This is a genomic window from Leclercia adecarboxylata (assembly GCF_035787115.1).
Lineage (GTDB): Bacteria > Pseudomonadota > Gammaproteobacteria > Enterobacterales > Enterobacteriaceae > Enterobacter > Enterobacter adecarboxylatus_E.
This window is the reverse complement of the sequence record NZ_JALKTL010000001.1, coordinates 245,323-266,076: the sequence shown is the minus strand read 5'-3', so window position 1 is coordinate 266,076 and position 20,754 is coordinate 245,323. Positions and strand designations below refer to the sequence as shown.

Genomic DNA, 20,754 nt, shown 5'->3' with positions numbered 1-20,754 from the left:
AGGCCGCACCCGAATATTAATGGTGCAACATCTCCTCGACGACCTGCTTTTTATACATTTCGTTAGGATAATACGTTGGCCAGTTATCCATCTCTTTTAGCAACGCCGCGTGGGAGGTGTTGCCCATAAAGATATGGAAGTGAGCAGACTGGCGCGGGCCGATGGTGTGGTCGCTGAACTGGACAAACTTCGGCGCTTTGCTGGTGGCATCCTTACATTCGAACAGGTAGCGCACCCCTTTTTTACCGGATGCGTAGGTCAGGATCTTGTACCCGCTGTAGGCGTACTCACAGCTACTCACGGTTTTACCGACGTGGAATTCCATCACGTTATTTTCGATCCCAATGGTATCCACATCCGTGGCGTAACCGGTGCGGTAATAGGCTTTGACCTCCTCAAAGGTTTTGCTCTTGTCTTTCTCAGCCTTCTTTTTGAATACCGGATCGAGATCGCCACTCAGCAAAAACGGGTAGACCGACTGCCAGACGCCGTCCCAGTTGGACAGCGGGCGATCCTTCACGTCTTTATCTTCAAACACGCCGTTTGCCGCCTTTTGTTCCGCCTCGGTCAGCTGATGGCCGTGCGAATGGGCATAAAGCTGGCCGCTGACCAGTAATGCCCCCAGAGTCATTGCAATTTTACCAATATGTCCTGCCAAGGTCCTGTCCTCACTCCGTTTTAAAGAGTGAGGATGTTATAATATAACATTGCGTAAGACAACCCTGTTAAATGGCGACTAACCCGCGAACCCCCTCCTGTTCCATATTTTCTCCGCGGCCGCGCTGGATAATACTTCCCCGGGACATCAGCAGATAGCTGTCGGCAAGCTCGGCGGCAAAGTCGTAGAACTGCTCCACCAGCAGGATCGCCATATCGCCCCGGTTCGCGAGCTGGCGGATCACCTGCCCAATCTCTTTGATCACCGACGGCTGGATCCCCTCAGTCGGCTCGTCCAGGATCAGCAGTTGCGGGCGGCTGGCCAGCGCCCTGCCTATCGCCAGCTGCTGCTGTTGGCCGCCAGAGAGGTCACCGCCCCGGCGCTGCTTCATCTCCTGCAGCACCGGAAATAGCTGCCAGATCTCGTCCGGTACCTGCTTCGCCGCGCGGGCCGGAAAGCGCGATAACCCGAGCAGCAAATTCTCTTCCACCGTGAGTCGGGGAAAAATGTCCCGCCCCTGCGGCACATAAGCGACACCCGCCTGCACCCGCTGATGCGGTTTTGCCTGCGTGATATTTTTGCCCTGCCAGAGGATCTCACCGTTGCGCGCCGGAATCAGCCCCATCAGGCATTTAAGCAGGGTGGTTTTACCTACACCGTTGCGCCCCAGCAGACAGGTGACTTCACCGGTAACGGCTTCAAAGCTGACCCCGCGCAGAATGTGGCTCCCGCTGTAATACTGATTCAGTTCGTTGACCTTAAGCATCCGCGCTCCTTAGCGTCCAAGATAGACTTCAATCACCTGCTCGTTAGCCTGCACGTCGCGCAGCGAGCCCTCCGCCAGCACCCGGCCCTGATGTAATACGGTCACGTGGTCGGCAATGGTTTCGACAAAGCCCATGTCATGCTCCACCACCATCAGCGAGTGTTTCCCCGCCAGGGTGCGAAACAGCTCGGCGGTGTAGTCGGTTTCGGCATCGGTCATACCGGCTGCCGGTTCGTCCAGCAGCAACAGATGGGGGTCCTGCACCAGCAGCATGCCAATCTCGAGAAACTGCTTCTGGCCGTGGGACAATAGCCCCGCCCGGCGATGACGCTCCCCGCCGAGGCGCAGCAGGCTCAGCATCTCGTTGATCCGATCGCCCTGCTCGCTGCTCAGGCGCGCGCGCAGGCTGGCCCACACCGACTTATCGCCCTTCATCGCCAGCTCAAGGTTCTCCCACACCGTCAGCGCCTCAAACACCGTCGGCTTCTGGAACTTGCGCCCGATGCCCTGCCGGGCAATGGCAATCGGGTCCAGGGTAGTGAGGTCCGTGGACTGATCGTACAGCGCCCGCCCGCTCTGGGGCCGTGTTTTACCGGTGATAACGTCCATCAGCGTGGTTTTCCCCGCACCGTTTGGGCCAATCACGCAGCGCAGTTCACCCACGCCAATATTAAGCGACAGGTCGGTGAGCGCCTTAAAACCGTCAAAGCTGACGTTGATCCCCTCCAGCTGCAACACCGGGTCGGTCTGGTCGCGATAGCGATCCCCGGGAAGCTGGCGGGTAAATAGCTCTTCTGCTGGCTGCATCAGTGATCTCCTTTGCGAAACAGGCCCGTGACACCCCGTGGTAAAAACAGCGTGACCGCGATAAAGATCAGGCCGAGGAACAGCTGCCAGTACTCCGGCATCGCCACGGTAAAGACGCTTTTCGCCCCGTTCACCAGCGCCGCGCCAATCACCGGGCCGATCAGGGTTCCGCGCCCGCCGAGCGCCACCCAGATGGCTGCTTCGATGGAGTTGGTGGGCGACATCTCACCAGGGTTGATAATCCCGACCTGCGGGACGTAGAGCGCCCCGGCCAGCCCGCACAGCACCGCGGAGAGCGTCCACACCAGCAGCTTGAAACCGCGGGGGTCGTAGCCGCAGAAAGTGAGCCGGTTTTCCGCATCGCGCACCGCGGTCAGAATGCGGCCAAACTTGCTTTTCGCCAGCGCATAGCCCACCGCCAGCGACGCCGCCAGCAGCAGCACGGTGGCAATAAACAGCCCGATACGCGTTGAGGTGGCGGTCACGGAAAAGCCCAGCAGCGTGGTGAAGCCGGTAAAGCCGTTGTTGCCGCCAAAGCCGGTTTCATTGCGGAAGAAGAGCAGCATCCCGGCAAAGGTCAAGGCCTGGGTCATGATCGAGAAATAGACCCCCTTGATCTTAGAACGGAAAGCAAACCAGCCGAACAGCAGCGCCAGCAGGCCGGGCACCAGCACAATCAGCACCATCGCCCAGGCAAAATGCTGAGTCCCCCACCAGAACCAGGGCAGCTCGCTCCAGGAGAGGAACGACATAAAAGCCGGTAATCCATCGCCTGCCGCCTGGCGCATCAGGTACATGCCCATCGCGTAACCGCCGAGGGCGAAAAACAGGCCATGGCCCAGAGAGAGCATCCCGGCGTAGCCCCACACCAGATCCAGCGCCACGGCGACAATCGCGTAGCAGAGGATTTTCCCCACCAGGGTCAGCATCCAGGTGGAGACCGCCAGCGGATGGCTGGCAGGCAGCAGCGCCAGAAACGGCAGCACCAGCAGTGCCGCCAGGATCAGAGCGCCAAGTATTGGTACGCTGCGCGGCGCTTTGCGCGCCAGCGTTAAGGTCAGTGGCTGGCTCATCAGTCGATCACCCTCCCTTTCAGTGCAAATAACCCCTGCGGACGCTTCTGAATAAACAGAATAATCGCCACCAGAATCACGATTTTGCCGAGCACGGCGCCCATCTGCGGTTCAAGGATTTTATTGAAAATCCCCAGACCAAATGCCGCCGCCACGCTACCGGCCAGCTGGCCGACGCCGCCGAGCACCACCACCAGGAACGAGTCGATGATGTAGCCCTGACCCAGCTCTGGCCCGACGTTGCCCAGCTGCGACAGCGCCACGCCGCCGAGCCCCGCGATGCCCGATCCCAGCCCAAAGGCCAGCATATCCACGCGCCCGGTGGGCACCCCGCAGCAGGCCGCCATGCTGCGGTTCTGGGTGACCGCCCGCACGTTCAGCCCCAGCCGGGTTTTGTTGAGGATGAGCCAGGTGAAAAACAGCACCAGCAGCACAAAGCCCAGCACCACCAGCCGGTTCCACGGCAGGATCAGGCTGGCGTAGACCTGCACGCCGCCGGAGAGCCACGCCGGGTTGGCGACTTCGAGGTTTTGTGCGCCAAACAGCATGCGTACCAGCTGGATCAGCATCAGGCTGATGCCCCAGGTGGCGAGCAGCGTCTCCAGCGGGCGGCCATAGAGATGGCGGATCACCGTGCGCTCCAGGGCCATACCCACCGTCGCCGTCAGCATGAACGCCACCGGCAGCGCCACCAGCGGGTAAAAGGTGAGCCACTGCGGGGTAAACTGCGCCATCGCCTGCTGCACCAGCCAGGTGGCGTAGGCCCCGAGCATCAGCATCTCCCCGTGGGCCATATTGATCACCCCCAACAGCCCGTAGGTGATGGCCAGTCCGAGCGCCGCCAGCAGCAGAATGGAGCCCAGCGACAGGCCCATAAACGCCTGGCCCAGCAGGTCGCTTATCGTCTGGCGATGCTGGATCTGGCGCAGGCTTTCCGCCGCGGCTTCACGCACGCCGGCATCCGGCTCGGTCTGCGCACGGGTATAAGGCAGCAGCCGGGCCTGCACCTCCGGATCGCTCGATTCGCCCAACAGCGTTACGGCCTGCTTGCGCACCGCAGCCTGCTGGCTGGTCAGCTGCAGGCTGGCGACGGCCAGACCCAGCACCTGGCGAACCCCGTCGTCACTCTCACTCGTCAGCTGGCGCTGTAAAAAGGGGAGCATCTGCGGTTGGGGGTCGCGCTGTAACTGACGCGCCGCTGACCGCCTTTCGGTGACACTGTCACCTGTAAGTTGATGGGTGGCGAGTGCCGTAGCAGCCAGCACCCTGAGGCGGTTGGTGAGGCGAACCTGTTTGGTCGTCCCCTGCGGTTGGGCCGCGTCCCCAAGCGCGACGAACCCGCCGTTCAGGCGGGTGAAGGCCTGCTTGTTGCCATCAACAACGAGGTTCTCCTGCTGAAGTGCCTGCAGCAGCGGGAGCCTGGCCGGATCCGGCTCGGCGGCCCACTGTTCCAGCAGCGCAGCCTGCTGACTGCGGCTGGCGGCAACAAAGTTATCGGCGTCCGTTGCCTGCGCCATCCCTGGCAGCAGTCCGGCAAGCCATACGAGAGCGAAGATCGTGCGCATGACGTTCATGGCTTTACCCCTTTATGATCCGGGTTCAGTTGCTGGCGGTTTTAATTGGCGTTTCGGGCTTTTTGTCGTTTCCGGCGATGTACGGGCTCCACGGCTGGGCGCGTACCGGGGATTCGGTCTGCCACACGACGTTGAACTGGCCGTTGCCTTCGATTTCGCCAATCATCACCGGCTTATGCAGATGGTGGTTAGTGGCATCCATGGTCAGGGTGAAGCCCGACGGGGCTTTAAAGGACTGGCCCGCCATGGCTGCACGCACTTTATCCACGTCGGTGGTGCCGGCTTTTTCCACCGCCTGCGCCCACATGTGGATCCCCACATAGGTGGCTTCCATCGGATCGTTAGTCACCACCGTATCGGCGTTCGGCAGCTTCTGCGCTTTCGCCCAGTTTTTGTAGGCCGCGACGAAGGTCTGGTTAGCCGGGTTATCTACCGATTCGAAGTAGTTCCATGCCGCCAGATTGCCCACCAGCGGTTTGGTATCAATACCGCGCAGCTCCTCTTCTCCCACAGAGAAGGCGACCACCGGTACTTCTGTGGCTTTTACGCCCTGGTTAGCCAGCTCTTTGTAGAACGGTACGTTGGAGTCGCCGTTGATGGTGGAGACCACTGCGGTTTTGCCTGCGGCGGAGAATTTCTTAATGCTTGCGACGATGGTCTGGTAATCGCTGTGGCCGAAGGGGGTGTAGACCTCTTCGATGTCTTTATCCTGTACCCCTTTTGAATGCAGGAAGGCGCGCAGGATTTTGTTGGTGGTGCGCGGATAAACGTAGTCGGTGCCCAGCAGGAAGAAGCGCTTCGCCGCCCCGCCGTCCTCGCTCATCAGGTACTCCACCGCCGGAATGGCCTGCTGGTTCGGCGCCGCCCCGGTGTAGAAGACATTTGGCGACATCTCTTCCCCTTCGTACTGCACCGGGTAGAACAGCAGGCCGTTCAGCTCCTCAAATACCGGCAGGACCGATTTGCGCGATACCGAAGTCCAGCAGCCAAACACCGCCGCCACCTTATCCTGGCTTAACAGCTGTCGGGCTTTCTCGGCAAACAGCGGCCAGTTTGAGGCGGGATCCACCACCACCGGCTCCAGCTTTTTACCCAGTACCCCGCCTTTGGCGTTAATTTCATCGATGGTCATCAGCGCCACGTCTTTCAACGGCGTTTCAGAGATCGCCATCGTCCCCGAGAGGGAGTGCATGATACCAATTTTAATGGTGTCGGCGGCCTGCACGCTGAAACTCATCCCCATGGCCACGACGGAGGCCGATAAAGCAAAGGCTTTTAACAAGGTACGACGATGCATAATTTTCACTCCTGAAAAGAAACGCTGTGCGAAATCGTCCGTTACGGCGTGGACGCAGAAAAAGCATTCAGGATTGGATTTAGCAAAAAGGATGCCAGAAAGATAAGTCAGCAGAATAAGCGGGCTGGAGGGGATGTTAACGGCAGATGCGGATCAGGATGGCACAGCGTTGCACTTTATTAATGCAACGCTGTGGATAAGCATTTACCAGACTTCGCTGGCGATTTGGGTGACAAGGCGGACCTTGTCCCACTGCTGTGCTTCGGTCAGGGCATTACCCTCTTCGGTGGAGGCAAAGCCGCACTGCGGGCTGAGGCAGATCTGATCCTTCGCGACATACTTCGCCGCCTCTTCCAGACGCGCCTTCACCCCTTCCGGGTTCTCCAGCTCGCCGCTTTTGGTGGTGATCAGCCCCAGCACCACCTGCTGCTTGCCCGGACGGATAAAGCGTAACGGGGCGAAGTCGCCGCTGCGATCGTTGTCGTATTCAAGGAAGAACGCATCGACATTCACGGAGCCAAACAGGATCTCGGCCACCGGCTCGTAGCCCCCTTCAGAAATCCAGGTCGAGCGGAAGTTGCCGCGGCAGACGTGCAGTCCGATGGTCAGATCGTCCGGCTTGCCTTCCAGCGCTTTGTTCAGTACGCGGGCGTAGGTGCGGGCCAGCTGGTCCGGGTCATCGCCCCGCTCGCGGATCTGACGGCGCTGGTCGTCCGAGCAGAGGTAGGCCCAGACGGTATCGTCCAGCTGCAGGTTACGGCAGCCCGCGGCGTAGAACGCGTGGATGGCGTCGCGCCAGGTTTGCGCCAGGTCGTTGAAGTAGACCTCCAGATCCGGATAAACCGTGGCGTCGATAACTTTACGGCCACCGCGAAAATGCAGCACGCTCGGGCTGGGAATAGTCATCTTCGGCTGGGCGTGACCGCTGACGCTTTGCAGATAGCGGAAGTCGTCGAGCATCGGATGGCTGCCGAACCCCAGTTTGCCGGTGACGCGCACGCCGTGGGCTTTGGTCTGTACGCCGTTAAACTGGATCCCCTGCTCCGATTCGTAACGCTCCACGCCCTGCAGGCCGTCGAAGAAATCAAAGTGCCACCAGGCGCGACGAAATTCGCCGTCCGTTACCACCTTCAGGCCACAGGCGCACTGTTGTTCAACCACGTGGCGGATCGCCTCGTCTTCTACCGCACGCAGCTGCCGGGCGTCAATCTCACCGGTGGCAAATTTCACTCGCGCCTGCTTAATGGCGTCGGGACGTAAAAAACTGCCTACCACATCGGCACGGTACGGGGCGTGTTGTCGCTGCATGGTCATCTCCTTTTTCTGCCGCCAGGTAATTGCCGACAGTGATAATTCATCATTTGAAGATTTAGCCTTCTGGATGGCTAAATGTCTAAAAAAGATGTCACAGCGCCGGACTTACGGCAAACGAGAAAAATTCATCGGTGTTGAAAAAAATTCATGTTGCAGCAGGAGAGCAAAAAAAACCGCCAGAGACTGGCGGTAAATGCTTGCATGGATAGATTTGTATTTAGTTATCTACGTCCCGGTAATCCCTACCGGGCTGCGGATCCTGACTAAGCTAGCATGTCGAAGATAAATGAAGGCTAAACAATGTGCGCAGGCTAAGGCTAGGCTCGCTGCTGGTCCGCGCATCTTTGACGCAATACCTGCGCTAACAGCCAGACCAGCATGCAGGCAACCACCGGCACCAGCCAGTCGAGCAGGCTGGCCATGTTCCACACCTGCCAGTCAAACCCGCCCCACCAGGGCATGTTGGCGCGCTTGCCGTGACCAAACAGCGCAATCCAGCGATATTCAGCCTGGGTCTGTTCCCGGGCGATAAACCACAGCGAACCCAGCGCCCCGCCCGTGCCCCAACGGGCCCATTTCAGGCCGCACAGGCACTGAACTGAGACTGCCGCTAATGCGTGCATAAAAGGAGAAAGGTCCATTACTTTACCTGACGATTACGTCTTTAGTTCTACATGAGCACAGCAACATACGGGTAAAAGCGGCTCGGGTGAAGGGTTTTGCGAGCATGGTCAGCAAACACGGCGACAGCGGCAGTATGGCGATTCTGGCCCTACAAAAATTAAGGATTGTCGGACAATGCCATTAATGGGATAGTAGCGGCCCCTTTTAATGAAATAACCATTTCAGAATAACAATAAAAGCAGTCGACGGTTTCGTTCATTAAGGGTATTAACATGTCGCAAGAACTTACTACAGGCCAAATTTTCTGTAATATCGCTCTCTTTTTTATCGCTGCGCTACCGCTGGCAGTCATAGGAATTGCCATATTTATTATGGCAGAAGGGATCGAGAGATGGTCTGCCGGAGGATTTTGTTTAGCCATGGCATTTGGTATTAGCCAGAGTATCTGGCGAAACCTATCTGGAAAGTAATTTAGCGAGAGCTAAATACACTAAGCAGGATGCAAATCCTGCTTTTTTATTGCGTAACTCTGTTTTTTCCTTTTGTGTCAACAGCTATCCGCCTGTATTTAATGAATATTCATTTTCCACAGATATAAAAAAACCGCCCGAAGGCGGTTATAAAATATTTAGAGCGGTTTCCTGGTAACATCAGGATCGTCAACGAGCGGTGGGTCGTTCACATCTGGTGTGTCAGGAATATCATCATCAGGAAGCGGTTCATCATCAGGAAGAGGATCAACGTAATCTGGACGATCAGTCATAAAAACCTCCGTCGAACTTAGTTATGAGAGTCTACTTCGCTTTACCCGGTTTCTGTTTGGACTGGTCGTCTTTCGGGTTCTTTTGTGACTGCTTAGACTGATCTTTGTTAGAACCTTGCTCGTTGGATTTCATTTTGAACTCCTGTTGGCATATGCGGCAAATCGCCACCTCTAAAATATAAGACATGCTTATAGTTATATCGAGCGAGGCGGGAACATAAAGAGGTATGCGATGAGTTTATTTGTTGTATGTTCAAAGAGATAGCTAACGTAAACTTAAGCCATAGAACGAAAAAATGGGGCATTCCGCCCGGTTCAGTTTCCGGACTGGAAAGCCCTGTGCCAGAAGCGGAGAGCAGATCAGCTATGGCCTGTTGATTGCCGGGCAAGTAGGTCAGTACCGTTGATCACATGCTCCAGACAAAATAGTGCGCGATCTCAAGGTAGTTATCGCGCTATAAAACGAAAAATTCGTTATTGATAAGCAACGGTTTTCACATCAGCCAATCTTCCAGAAGGGTCGGCTGCAGATTTTTTTAACATTCCAGTACCTGACCTGGTTTTTGCTATATTTGTTGACTATTTCATCTGAGTTGACTGACGCGTCAGGAATAAAATCTGAAGGGACCTGGACAGCCTTATTTCCCGAGACTATATAGTAATATTTCCCCGCTTCTGGAATAACTGCGGAGTCAGTACTTTTAATAAATTGTCCGGAACTGTTGATCTGTGATACAGAGTAGAGGACATCCGGCTTTACTTTACTTGTTATTATGTTCCCTTTTGCCTGAAAAACATTTGAGTCAAGCTCATAGCGATCTGACATATCGTAGCAATTATCTTTGCTATTCATTGCGTAAGAAGCCAGATAGATGGTTCCAACATTTCCCGCACGGTTAAGAACATACAACGTCGCAGCATCACTTCCATTGTAATCATCATAATCCAGAGGTAATACTTTGGCACACCCGGTAAGCCCAAAAGCGATAATTGCTAATGTCAGGGTTTTATTCAATTTCATATCATCCTTTAATGCCATATTTATTCTCCCTATTTAATACAATAATTTGTCAGAATTTTCAAAGAATTATTCGCGACAATGTAACGGAGTTTGAACGAGGCCCGGGCCTGAATTGGGAAAAAGGCTTGATTTTAAGATTATCCTTAGTGTTGATTATACAGTACAGGCTTCAATGACCAGAACGTATCTGACTATATCCTGACCAAAATTTTTCCGTTATTACTACGCAAAATATTATGACGTTGAAAAGAAATGCGTATATGTCTAAAACTAAATTTCCACTGAACCGTGAAAGCGAAATTTTCCCAGAATTTAAAGATCCATTTGGGGAAGAAAAATCACACAAAAAACCGGGCATTGCGCCCGGTTCTGTTTCCAGCCTGAAAAAGCCCTTATGCACTCAACCCGCGATTCACCAGCATCGGTTCAATCTTCGGATCGTGCCCGCGCCACGCGCGATAAAGCTCAGCTAAATCAGTGCTATTCCCGCGCGACAAAATCGCCTCGCGGAATTTCTGCCCATTTTCGCGGGTCAGACCGCCCTCTTCCACGAACCACTGATAGCCGTCGTCGGCCAGCATTTGGGTCCAGAGATAGGCATAATAGCCTGCCGCGTAGCCGCCGCCGAAGATATGGGCGAAGCATACTATTCAAATGGCATTTTTATTAATTGAAAACAAAGGGATAATCTGCAATTGAAGTGTTGATTTGCACCATTTCCGCTACCAATACAACTCCATGCTATTCAGTAGGTTGCATATCGTTTTGGGGAAGAATTTTGCTGAAAAGCGGTTTATCCCTGGTTAATTTAGCTCAAATTTCACTCAAAAATCTATTTAAACGGCGGATATCGATCCCCTATGCGATTTAAAGTACGCACCGCTTTTACATCGGACATTCATTCTCTGCGTTCTTGCGAATGATAAAGTAAGTCACCCTGCCCATTACTTCGACTTCTTCGGCTGCGGTACCCTATATCGCTTCGCCACCTTCCATGATTAACGCTTTTCCTATGAACTTTGCAAACTGCTTCCGCCCGCCGGACAAATTAATGCAAGCGAATGGATTAAACAGAGATGCCAGCAAAAGCCACCTTGAAAAGCTGAATCGCATTTTAGAAATGATGTTTGAAGAGATCGATATGTGGATGGTTGCGGATTAGGTCTTTGACTGTAGCGCCAATGGTGGGACGTTTTGTGCCAGAAGTGGACACAAGATACACGTCAGCAAGAAAAGGCTTGTCTCGCTCCATTTTGACCATGAGGGCGAGCGACTATTCAAGAAATTTTCTTTGTTCGGGCGTCTCGACATTTTGCTGAAAAGAAGCCGCGAAGGGGGAATCTTCACGGCAGGGATCTTTTCTCGCTGGGGCAGTGACGACGAAAAACGTGGCGCACGTGTACGCTCAGTAAGTTTTTACTTGTTGTCTTAGAGCAACAAATTTTACTTCAGAAATTTTGCCAGTCTGCAACTCACTGCCCAAACCATATGAAAATAAAAATCGGTTTGTAAGGTTGAAGACTTAGTCTTTGCGGAAAAAAGCCTGTTGTTCACCGAACAATCTACTGAGGATTAAAGATAAAGGCCAAATAAGGAAGGAAAAAAATAGTACCCTACCTAAATGATTCGGGTCCATTGCAACACCAACTACAGCGGAAAAAATAGCGATACCTATACCCATCCATTCATATTTTCTTGCAGGTGAGTACAAAATCCGAGCGGTGCAACCGTGGCAATACTTTGCCTTCCAAACACTTTTTTTCCCGCAGAAAGGACAAGTGATTTTCCTGACACTGTCTTCGATTCTGTGTTTTTCTTGAACTGCTTCAATTTTCTTTAGCGTTTCAAGAGCCCTTTGGTTGCCATTCTCACCAGCCATGCGAAGATAGTCTTTGCCTTTTTCATAGTCATGACGGGCAATGTACATTGCCCCTAAATTCGCCTGGGCATCGCTATCCCCTTGTTGCGCAGACAATGTATAGTATTCGAATGCCTTATTTTCATCTTTGGGCACCCCTAATCCATGCTCGTAAAAGGTGCCTAGATAATATTGGGCAGAGCTATTACACTGTTCTGCCGCAAGTGCGTAATATTCCGCAGCTTTTGAATTATCTTTAGGAACCCCAAATCCATTTTCGTGTAGCCACCCCACGTAAACCTGAGTATCCGAGTCGCCCTGATCTAACGGAAATTTGAACCACTCCAGGGCTTTTGAATAGCTCAGAGGGACTCCGTTTCCCGTTGCATATATGACAGCCAAAAAGTAATGGGCATCTGACCTACCCTGTTCTGCAGCTCTTGTCAGCCACTCAACGGCCTTTTTACCGTCCTTTTCAACTCCGTCGCCGTCACGGTACATTTTTCCGAGTTTAATTTGGGCGTCAACATCGCCCGAAGAGGCAGATGCGTAGACGGGATTATAATCGCGGTCTGAAACTGAATTTGATTTAAGTTCTTCCATTTCTGTAACAACCCTCTGAGATGTGCGGTATGCTATCAATCGTCGTTTAAAAGGTTAACGCGGACCTGTTCATTGACACATTTTAATTTAGGTTAAGTCCTACCGGTCCGCAGATACCATTGTCGAAAATAACTTAATCACAATATCATCATTCAGTTTAAGCTTTGAAGACATAGGTCTCGAACTATTCTGTGAAAGTCATATTAAATAAGAAAAATAGTCGCTGCTTCGTATGAAGATTTATCAGTTGGCCCTTGAGCGGACAGGTATGAGCGGCATCTCATACAGGAGGATCATCAGCGTCTGCGCTGTTGATGAAGTACGTCACACGCCCGAGCACATCCACCTCCTCATCAGCAGAACCTTCTATTGTTTCGCCGTCGTCATAAATAAGTGACTTTCCCATGACGCGAGCAAACTGGGTGCGTCCGCCGCTGAGGATCAGCAATACCGGCTTGTTTACCAGCTGGCTGACAGGTTCGATCACCGCAAACCCTGACGAGGTTTCAAGAATGCGGCTGTCGATTACCACGCTGCAGATACGTTCCGGTGTTAACCGCTGCTCTACGTAGTCGCCGGCTGGAGATGGTAAACCCATTACAGTACTCTCCCCATGTTGCGGAGCATCCACAACCTGTTTTCGCTGTGGTCAGGTGCCTTGTCGACAAAGAAATCCTGATACCGCTCTATCCGCTTGTAAGGTAAGTCAGGCAGCCCCTCCCGTTGCCCGCACATCTCCGGCAGGTTTGCCCCCACCTCGGCGAACGTTGAAAAGCTGGTTTTTCGAACCCTTAAAGCCGCTGTGAGCATTAAGGTAACAATCAGTAATGATGCAAATTATGCTTAAGTTTCTGTATTTACTGCCGATAAGATTGAGACCATTTATAAAAAAGGACTTAAAATTGTATAGGCTAATCATCTCATCAGTTTTTCTGGCATCCTTCTCTACCCACGCAGCTGTGAATTTAGATGCCGTAAAAATGGCAAACGACGTTGGATTTACTAAGTGCAATGTATTAATAAAGGATACTTTTGATAATTCTCTCTCTGCTAAAGAGAGTCGCACAAACGTCCGATATTTTCCTGAAAAAGCAAAAGATAATATTGATATTGATATAACTTACGGTAGTGTTGGTGATACAATTATTCAGTCCGTACACTTTTCCCAAAGCGGTGGTTATTGTTATGCAACCTCTACATCCATTATCACACAGGAGGGTAATTGCGCCGGCCTGCTAAATCAGGATAGTCATTTTAAATACGTGGCAGACAGTGCAGGCGTCCTTTGGTCTAAAAACAAAGGAGGGATATTAAAAATGTATACTCAAACAGGAAGCAATTGCACTCAAATATTTTTAATGGATAGCAAAACAAAAATTTAAGTCACCCACTACTTTAATAAATCAGCATAAAAATTTTCCGATGGATTTGTAACTATGAATAAGCTACCTTGCGGTAGCTTATTCATTACTCAAAAATTATAGTGGCTCAACCACTCCTCTGCAACTTACCGATATTGCTCTAAATCACAAGCTGATTTTGAACCAAAACATGCAGCCGCCTCAGCACATGTGAAAAATGGTTTACCTCAGCATATCCCCCTCAACCTTGCTCCCGCAGAGCGGGCAATAAACGAATTTATTGGCGAATCCTGGGTGCGTAATGGCAATCCGCTTTGTCTTCGCCAGATCTTCCAACGTACTGGCCCGCACTTTAGCCAGGAAGGCGTCGGTGGCCGGGGTTGCGGGCGCAGCCATTACAGCCAGTACCGCGCGAATAACATCGGTGTCATTCTCAACCCATGGCCATGAACAGGTATCATCCCAGTCGTGATCCATGATTGCAGTTTCCGTGAATGCCTCGACTGCATCTTCTGGAATTTCTTCGGGATTGAATGCCGCCTTCAGCGCCGCATTCTCAGCAGCCAGCTGATCGCGCTTGTCGCGGAAGACGCCGCTGCGACCGTGGCGGATAAGTTGGCCCTGTTCAACGGCAGCCCGGATGTATTTCTCAGCTGTGTGGCGATGCAGACCGAACATGGCAGCGACATCTTTTGTTGTGGGGCGGCCGTGCTTTTTCACAAGCTCGATAATCCAGGCAATGAACAGGGTGTGCTAGCTATGCGTTTTGGTCCTGGCATGCTCACCTCCTTCTCACTTCACGGACCGCAGGTGCGATACGTTGCCGCGAAAACTTTCCCAGTCGAAATTGACCCAGACGCCAGAGTCCATCCGCAGACGATCGATGACCCGCGCGCCGAGGGTGGGTACCAGCTCGTCGTTGTTGGGGAGAAATTTTGGATGCGTTATGAGGAAGAAAAAATCGGACAAAAAACCGGGCATTGCGCCCGGTTCTGTTTCCAGCCTGAAAAGGCCCTTATACACTCAATCCGCGATTCACCAGCATCGGTTCAATCTTCGGATCGTGCCCGCGCCACGCGCGATAAAGTTCCGCTAAATCAGTGCTGTTCCCGCGGGACAAAATCGCCTCGCGGAATTTTTGCCCGTTTTCACGGGTCAATCCGCCCTCTTCCACGAACCACTGGTAGCCGTCGTCGGCCAGCATTTGTGTCCACAGATAGGCATAATAGCCTGCTGCATAGCCGCCGCCGAAGATATGGGCAAAGTAGCTGCTGCGATAGCGCGGTGGTATGGCGGGAAGATCCAGTTGCTCGCGTTTCAGCGCTGCGGTTTCGAAGGCCTCGACGTCTGCTGGCGCCTCGCTGGCGGCGAACCCATGCCAGTTCATATCCAGCAGCGCGGCGCTGAGCAGTTCTGTCATGTCATAGCCTTTATTAAACTGGGTCGCGCTGAGCATTTTCTCGCGCAGGGCATCGGGCATCGGCTCCCCGGTTTCATAGTGGCGGGCATAGTGGGCAAAGACCTCGGGATGGCTGGCCCAGTGTTCGTTGATTTGCGACGGGAACTCCACGAAATCGCGTGGCGTATTGGTGCCGGAAAGCGTGGCGTAGCGCTGGCTGGCAAAAAGCCCGTGCAGGGTATGACCAAATTCGTGGAACAGCGTGATCACATCATCCCAGGAGATCAGCGCTGGCTGGCCTTTCGCCGGTTTTTGATAGTTGCAGACGTTATAGATCACCGGCCGCGTGCCGGCTTCATGGGATTGCTCAACAAAGTTACCCATCCACGCCCCGCCGCCTTTCGAGTCCCGGGCAAAGAAGTCACCGTAAAACAGTGCCATTCCTTCTCCATGCTGATCAAAGATCTCCCAGACGCGCACATCAGGATGGTAGACAGGGATATCACTGCGCTCGGCAAAGGTAATGCCAAACAGCCGGGTCGCAGCCCAGAACACGCCATCGGTCAGCACCCTGTCGAGGGCAAAGTAGGGTTTAACCTGCGACTCATCCAGGGCGTATTTCGCCAGCCGCACACGTTCTGCGTAAAACGCCCAGTCCCAGGCCTGCACCCGGAACCCGCCCTGCTCATCGTCAATGACCTTCTGGATGTCGGCCTGCTCCTGCAGGGCGCGAGTGCGAGCAGCCGGGACGATGCCGCGCATAAACTGCAGCGCGGCGTCGGGAGTTTTCGCCATCTGATCGGCAATCTTCCAGCTGGCATAGCTGCTGTAGCCCAGCAGTTCAGCCTGACGCGCCCGCAGCGCCACCAGACGCGCAACTATTTCGCGGGTATCGTTCGCATCGTTTTTTTGCGTGCGCAGCCAGCCCGCGTTGAAGAGATTTTCCCGGGTCTGACGATCGCGCAACTGTTGCAGGGCCGGCTGTTGAGTGGTGTTGAGCAGTGGAATTAACCAGCGATCGCTAAGCTCCTTCTCCGCTGCGGCCTGAGCCGCTGCCGCCTGTTCAGCCTGACTCAGGCCGTCCAGCTGATGCAGATAATCCACCACCAGCCCGCCCGCCTTGTCTGCCGCCAGCAGTCGCTGGTTAAACTGACTGGTGAGCGCAGCGGATTCAGTATTGAGCGCTTTTAACGCCTGCTTTTCCGCCTCACCCAGCCGGGCACCGGCCAGAATAAAGCGCTGGTGCAGCTCCTCAATCAGGCGCAGGGACTCGGCGTCCGGCGCCATTGTCTGCCGGTCATTATAGACGGCATCCACCCGGGTAAAGAGCGCGTCGTTCAGCCAGATATCATTTGCCAGCGCCGCCAGTTCGGTTGAGATCGCCTCCTCCAGCTGCTGGAGATAATCGTTGGTGTGCGCCGAGGTCATGGCGAAGAAGACGCTGCTCACCCGGCTCAGCAGCTCGCCGCTTTTCTCCAGCGCCAGCACGGTATTGGCAAAATCGGGCTCCTCTTCAGAGCCGGCAATCGCTGCAATTTCTTTGCGCTTCTGGCGGATAGCTTCGTCAAAGGCCGGACGATAGTGTTCGTCGTGGATCAGATCAAAATGCGGCGCCTGGTACGGCAGCAGGCTGCTTGCGAAAAATGGATTGGTGCCAGACATATCAGACTCCTGAATATGATGAATTTCACCAGAGTAGGCCAGCCCGGCATGCCCTGCAATCCCTGTCAGCCTAAGGGCAGGAAAAGTAACCTTACCCTGCGTCAGATCACATGCTATGGTAGTACAACACAAAAAGCGTTGAGGAACAGTGAGATGATAATTTTAGTTACCGGAGCGACTGCAGGTTTTGGTGAAAGCATCACGCGTCGTTTTGTTGCCAACGGACATAAAGTGATTGCCACCGGCCGCCGTCAGGAGCGTCTGCAGGAGCTGAAAGACGAGCTTGGCGACAGCATTCTGACCGCTCAGCTGGACGTACGTAACCGTGCATCCATTGAAGAGATGCTTGCTCACCTGCCGGCTGAATGGCGTGACATCGACGTACTGGTCAACAATGCCGGGCTGGCGCTGGGGCTTGAGCCTGCGCACAAAGCCAGCGTGGAAGACTGGGAAACGATGATCGACACCAATAATAAAGGCCTGGTGTATATGACCCGCGCCGTGCTGCCGGGCATGGTCGAGCGCAACCGTGGCCATGTGATTAACATCGGCTCAACTGCCGGGAGCTGGCCTTACGCGGGCGGCAACGTCTATGGCGCAACCAAAGCTTTTGTACGCCAGTTCAGCCTGAACCTGCGCACCGATCTGCACGGCACCGCCATCCGCGTAACGGATATCGAACCGGGTCTGGTCGGCGGAACGGAGTTCTCAAACGTGCGCTTCAAAGGCGATGACGCTAAAGCGGATAAAACCTACGAGAATACCACTGCCCTGACCCCGGATGACGTTACCGAAGCCGTCTGGTGGGTGGCGACGCTGCCGAAGCATGTCAACATCAACACCGTTGAAATGATGCCGGTAACTCAGAGCTTTGCGGGCCTGAGCGTTTATCGCGGATAAGATTTCTCTGCCCGGCCTGCGGGCCGGGACTGGGATACCAGGCAAAAGAATGGTAGTATTTCCAGGTTAACTCTCTGAGAAATCACATCGAATGGCCGCTGAATCGCAACTCAATCCGACCCAACCCGTAAATCAGCAAATTTATCGTATTTTGCGCAGCGACATTGTGCATTGCCTGATCCCGCCGGGAACGCCCCTGTCAGAAAAAGAGGTGTCGGTACGTTTTGATGTCTCCCGCCAGCCGGTTCGCGAAGCCTTTATTAAGCTGGCCGAAAATGGCCTGATTCAAATCCGTCCTCAGCGCGGCAGCTACGTGAATAAAATCTCGCTGTCTCAGGTGCAGAACGGCTGTTTTGTCCGCCAGGCTATCGAGTGCGCCGTGGTCCGTCGTGCGGCAAGCCTGGTCGACGACCACCAGTGCTATCAGCTGGAACAGAACCTGCATCAGCAACGCATCGCCATTGAGCGTAAGCAGCTGAATGATTTTTTCCTGCTCGACGATGAGTTTCACCAGAAGCTGGCGCAGATTGCTGGCTGTCAGCTGGCCTGGGATACCATTGAGAATATCAAGGCGACCATGGACCGGGTGCGTTACATGAGTCTTGACCACGTTTCACCGCCGGAGATGCTGCTGCGCCAGCATCTGGATATTTTCAACGCGCTGGAAAAGCGTGACGCCGATGGGGTAGAAAGAGCGATGACCCTGCATCTGCAGGAAATTGGCGAGTCAGTGCAATTAATTCGTCAGGAAAATAGCGACTGGTTTAGCGAAGAGTAACCATTCCGCATCCCGATATATGGCCAGGATGCGGAAACTATTTAGCGCACCACTAATACCGGAATTTTGGCATAGCGTAATACTGATTCTGCGTTAGAGCCGAGCAGATGCGTCGTAACGCCGGGTTTTTTCGAGCCGATAACGATAATATCGAATTTCCCTTCAGCACCCATCGCGATAATTTCATCGCGTACGCTACCAAAACGCACTTCGGTATGCATTTTCTCCGTCGGCACATCAAAAAGACGCTTTAATTCGTTCATCTTTTTCTTTGATTCTTCGACCATATAAGCTTCAAACTTAACAATATCCGAAGAGAAGCCCCGCAGCAGAGCACGACTGTTGACCGGAAGAACATTTAACAGCGTGATTTCAGCATTATCCGCACGCGCAAGAAACGCAGCGTGACGCACGGCCTTATCACTCAAATCCATTTCAAATACATCGACAGGCATCAATATTTTCTTATACATACGCCTTTCTCCTTATATCGATAATGTACTTTTTAACGATATTCAGCGTGACATACGTACATCAAACGAACCCTAAACGACTCGGTCAGGAAATAAGCGGGATAAGTAAAGAAGTGTTTAAATTATGCCGCCGCGAACGGCGGCATAAAGAGGCGTTAAATATCTGAAGCGAATTGCGCAACGGTAGCTTTCGCCCCGTCTTTTACTAATGCAACGTAAGCATTCATTACCGCGTCAACAAATACAGTGTCCTGCGGTAACTCCTTGCCGAAAATAGTTTCAATGTCCAGCAGAGCTTTCACGCGGCTTTCACCTTCCGCACTGCCCTTCACCGCCGCCTGAATCACCGGCAGCAGCGGATCGCACACCTCAATGGCTTCACCGCGCTCATCCACGCCGCCGACGTAACGCATCCAGCCCGCAATGCCCAGCGCCAGCAGCGGGAATGGCTTCTGATGCACCCGATGCCAGCGCACGGAGTCCAGCATACGCTGAGGCAGCTTCTGGCTACCATCCATGGCGATCTGCCAGGTACGATGGCGCAGCGCCGGGTTGCTGTAGCGTTCGATCAGCTGATCGGCATAACGCCCCAGGTCCACCCCGTTGACTTTCAGCGTTGGCGCCTGCTCGTTTAACATCAGCGCACGGGCGGCGCGCTTGTAGTTCGCGTCTTCCATGCAGTCGTTAATGTGCTGATACCCCGCCAGATACCCCAGATACGCCAGGAAGGAGTGGCTGCCATTAAGCATGCGCAGCTTCATTTCTTCAAATGGAATGACGTCGGCCACCAGCTCGGCACCGGCTTTCTCCCATGCCGGACGCCCCGCGACAAAGTTGTCTTCAATCACCCACTGGCGGAACGGCTCGCAGGCCACACCTGCCGGATCGCGCACGCCGGTAATCTGTTCAATTTTGGTCAGCGTATCGGCGGTTACGGCGGGCACAATACGGTCCACCATGGTTGACGGGAAAGTGACGTTGGTTTCGATCCAGTCGGCCAGCTCAGCGTTAACCGCCCGGGCATAGGCGCAGGTGACATTGCGCATCACATGGCCGTTCTCCGGCATATTATCGCAGGACATTACGGTGAAGACGGGAAGCCCGGCGTTTTTACGTCGCGCCAGCGCTTCAACCACCACACCCACGGCGGAAACGGGCTGATGCGGGTTCTGCAGATCGGCGGCGATCAGCGGGTGATCCAGCATCAACTGGCCGGTGGCCGGGGCGTGGCAGTAGCCTTTTTCGGTAATAGTTAACGAGACGATCGCCACCTGTGGCTCACACAGGGCAGACAGCACCGCTTCCAGACCATCCACCTGGGCATGCAGCGCCTTTTTAACCACGCCCACTACCCGCGCCGTCCAGGCATCAGCGGACATTTCGGCGACGGTGTAGAGATTATCCTGGGCCTTAAGATCGGCGATCTGCTGCTCGCCGCCGATCAAATTAACCTCGCAATATCCCCAGTCACTGCCGTGTTCGGCTGCCAGAATATCGGTATAGAGCGCCTGGTGCGCACGATGGAAGGCGCCAAAACCCAGATGCACGATGCGCGACTGCAGGTTATCGCGGTTATAGTGAGGAAGCGTGGCTTGCGCCTGTAGTAATGGATTTTTCATGATAGTACTCGTTAATGTGATTAAGCGATGAAACCGGGCCGGCGTATCTCCTCTGGCCCAGCTTACTAACCCAACTAGAATGGTAGAAGGCATAAAAAATTCTCTGCCGTTACCATACTGATTGTTGATACGTCGATATTGATTTACGTTAACTTTTCACCATCTGGTGTGACATCAATTAAAAGTTGTGTGACAGCATTGGAT

Annotated in this window: 20 protein-coding genes and 3 pseudogenes; 5 read left to right on the top strand and 18 right to left on the bottom strand. The window is 53.7% G+C overall.

The window, feature by feature from the left end; all coding sequences use genetic code 11:
- Window positions 1-16 precede the first annotated feature (16 nt).
- The 8 genes from zinT to MXM41_RS01270 form a co-directional block, all read right to left on the bottom strand.
- Complete coding sequence (gene zinT / locus MXM41_RS01305; protein ID WP_325929426.1) at window positions 17-658, bottom strand: metal-binding protein ZinT; 642 nt, start codon at window positions 656-658, stop codon at window positions 17-19.
- A gap of 67 nt (window positions 659-725) precedes the next feature.
- On the bottom strand, window positions 726-1,424 hold the full coding sequence (gene urtE / locus MXM41_RS01300) for an urea ABC transporter ATP-binding subunit UrtE (protein ID WP_325929425.1): 699 nt from the start codon (window positions 1,422-1,424) through the stop codon (window positions 726-728).
- A 9-nt stretch (window positions 1,425-1,433) separates the two neighbouring features.
- Entirely contained in the window at window positions 1,434-2,231 is a 798-nt protein-coding gene (gene urtD, locus MXM41_RS01295) for an urea ABC transporter ATP-binding protein UrtD (protein WP_325929424.1), read from the bottom strand.
- The gene (gene urtC / locus MXM41_RS01290) at window positions 2,231-3,304 is read right to left on the bottom strand and encodes an urea ABC transporter permease subunit UrtC (RefSeq protein WP_325929423.1); all 1,074 of its coding nucleotides are present in this window, start codon (window positions 3,302-3,304) and stop codon (window positions 2,231-2,233) included. The genes urtD and urtC overlap by 1 nt, the downstream gene beginning before the upstream one ends.
- Window positions 3,304-4,878 carry an urea ABC transporter permease subunit UrtB gene (gene urtB, locus MXM41_RS01285; protein ID WP_325929422.1) on the bottom strand — a complete coding sequence of 525 codons (1,575 nt, stop codon included), beginning with the start codon at window positions 4,876-4,878 and terminating at the stop codon, window positions 3,304-3,306. The genes urtC and urtB overlap by 1 nt, the downstream gene beginning before the upstream one ends.
- 25 nt (window positions 4,879-4,903) lie before the next feature.
- On the bottom strand, window positions 4,904-6,175 hold the full coding sequence (gene urtA / locus MXM41_RS01280; RefSeq protein ID WP_325929421.1) for an urea ABC transporter substrate-binding protein: 1,272 nt from the start codon (window positions 6,173-6,175) through the stop codon (window positions 4,904-4,906).
- Between the two features lie 204 nt (window positions 6,176-6,379).
- On the bottom strand, window positions 6,380-7,483 hold the full coding sequence (locus MXM41_RS01275; protein WP_325929420.1) for a cobalamin-independent methionine synthase II family protein: 1,104 nt from the start codon (window positions 7,481-7,483) through the stop codon (window positions 6,380-6,382).
- 323 nt (window positions 7,484-7,806) lie between these two features.
- Window positions 7,807-8,130 carry a hypothetical protein gene (locus MXM41_RS01270; protein WP_325929419.1) on the bottom strand — a complete coding sequence of 108 codons (324 nt, stop codon included), beginning with the start codon at window positions 8,128-8,130 and terminating at the stop codon, window positions 7,807-7,809.
- A gap of 255 nt (window positions 8,131-8,385) precedes the next feature.
- On the opposite strand from MXM41_RS01270, the gene MXM41_RS01265 reads away from it, so the two are divergent.
- Window positions 8,386-8,583 (top strand): hypothetical protein, encoded by a 198-nt coding sequence (locus MXM41_RS01265; protein WP_325929418.1) that lies wholly within the window; start codon window positions 8,386-8,388, stop codon window positions 8,581-8,583.
- Window positions 8,584-8,741: 158 nt separating this feature from the next.
- On the opposite strand, the gene MXM41_RS01260 is transcribed toward MXM41_RS01265, so the two are convergent.
- From MXM41_RS01260 to MXM41_RS01250, 3 genes and pseudogenes are all read right to left on the bottom strand, one after another.
- Entirely contained in the window at window positions 8,742-8,876 is a 135-nt protein-coding gene (locus MXM41_RS01260; protein WP_325929417.1) for a hypothetical protein, read from the bottom strand.
- 499 nt (window positions 8,877-9,375) lie between these two features.
- Entirely contained in the window at window positions 9,376-9,915 is a 540-nt protein-coding gene (locus MXM41_RS01255; protein ID WP_325929416.1) for a hypothetical protein, read from the bottom strand.
- Between the two features lie 374 nt (window positions 9,916-10,289).
- A pseudogene (locus MXM41_RS01250) lies at window positions 10,290-10,538 on the bottom strand (M3 family metallopeptidase); the annotation flags it as partial.
- A 404-nt stretch (window positions 10,539-10,942) separates the two neighbouring features.
- Here MXM41_RS01250 and MXM41_RS01245 point away from each other — a divergent pair.
- A pseudogene (locus MXM41_RS01245) lies at window positions 10,943-11,059 on the top strand (DinI-like family protein); the annotation flags it as partial.
- 360 nt (window positions 11,060-11,419) lie between these two features.
- On the opposite strand, the gene MXM41_RS01240 reads toward MXM41_RS01245, so the two are convergent.
- Together MXM41_RS01240 and MXM41_RS01235 are read right to left on the bottom strand one after the other, a co-directional pair.
- Window positions 11,420-12,358 (bottom strand): hypothetical protein, encoded by a 939-nt coding sequence (locus MXM41_RS01240; RefSeq protein WP_325929415.1) that lies wholly within the window; start codon window positions 12,356-12,358, stop codon window positions 11,420-11,422.
- A gap of 280 nt (window positions 12,359-12,638) precedes the next feature.
- Window positions 12,639-12,956, bottom strand: a complete 318-nt coding sequence (locus tag MXM41_RS01235) for a hypothetical protein (protein ID WP_325929413.1) — start codon at window positions 12,954-12,956, stop codon at window positions 12,639-12,641.
- A gap of 229 nt (window positions 12,957-13,185) precedes the next feature.
- Here MXM41_RS01235 and MXM41_RS01230 point away from each other — a divergent pair, with 229 nt between their 5' ends.
- Window positions 13,186-13,740, top strand: coding sequence for a hypothetical protein (locus tag MXM41_RS01230; RefSeq protein ID WP_325929412.1), 555 nt, complete (start codon window positions 13,186-13,188; stop codon window positions 13,738-13,740).
- Between the two features lie 201 nt (window positions 13,741-13,941).
- Here MXM41_RS01230 and MXM41_RS01225 read toward each other — a convergent pair whose 3' ends face one another.
- The 3 genes and pseudogenes from MXM41_RS01225 to dcp form a co-directional block, all read right to left on the bottom strand.
- Window positions 13,942-14,448: a DUF977 family protein gene (locus MXM41_RS01225; protein ID WP_418936768.1), complete on the bottom strand. Its 507-nt coding sequence runs from the start codon at window positions 14,446-14,448 to the stop codon at window positions 13,942-13,944.
- A gap of 63 nt (window positions 14,449-14,511) precedes the next feature.
- Window positions 14,512-14,625: pseudogene (locus tag MXM41_RS01220) on the bottom strand (DNA replication protein DnaC); the annotation flags it as partial.
- A gap of 109 nt (window positions 14,626-14,734) precedes the next feature.
- On the bottom strand, window positions 14,735-16,780 hold the full coding sequence (dcp, locus tag MXM41_RS01215; RefSeq protein WP_325929411.1) for a peptidyl-dipeptidase Dcp: 2,046 nt from the start codon (window positions 16,778-16,780) through the stop codon (window positions 14,735-14,737).
- Window positions 16,781-16,933: 153 nt separating this feature from the next.
- Here dcp and ydfG point away from each other — a divergent pair, with 153 nt between their 5' ends.
- Window positions 16,934-17,680 carry a bifunctional NADP-dependent 3-hydroxy acid dehydrogenase/3-hydroxypropionate dehydrogenase YdfG gene (ydfG, locus tag MXM41_RS01210; protein ID WP_325929410.1) on the top strand — a complete coding sequence of 249 codons (747 nt, stop codon included), beginning with the start codon at window positions 16,934-16,936 and terminating at the stop codon, window positions 17,678-17,680.
- A 91-nt stretch (window positions 17,681-17,771) separates the two neighbouring features.
- Window positions 17,772-18,458 carry a GntR family transcriptional regulator gene (locus MXM41_RS01205; RefSeq protein WP_325929409.1) on the top strand — a complete coding sequence of 229 codons (687 nt, stop codon included), beginning with the start codon at window positions 17,772-17,774 and terminating at the stop codon, window positions 18,456-18,458.
- Window positions 18,459-18,499: 41 nt separating this feature from the next.
- Here MXM41_RS01205 and MXM41_RS01200 read toward each other — a convergent pair whose 3' ends face one another.
- Together MXM41_RS01200 and MXM41_RS01195 are read right to left on the bottom strand one after the other, a co-directional pair.
- A complete protein-coding gene (locus MXM41_RS01200) occupies window positions 18,500-18,931 on the bottom strand; it encodes a universal stress protein (RefSeq protein ID WP_325929408.1) in 432 nt (143 codons plus the stop codon).
- A 155-nt stretch (window positions 18,932-19,086) separates the two neighbouring features.
- Window positions 19,087-20,550, bottom strand: a complete 1,464-nt coding sequence (locus MXM41_RS01195; protein WP_325929407.1) for a fructuronate reductase — start codon at window positions 20,548-20,550, stop codon at window positions 19,087-19,089.
- Window positions 20,551-20,754 lie beyond the last annotated feature (204 nt).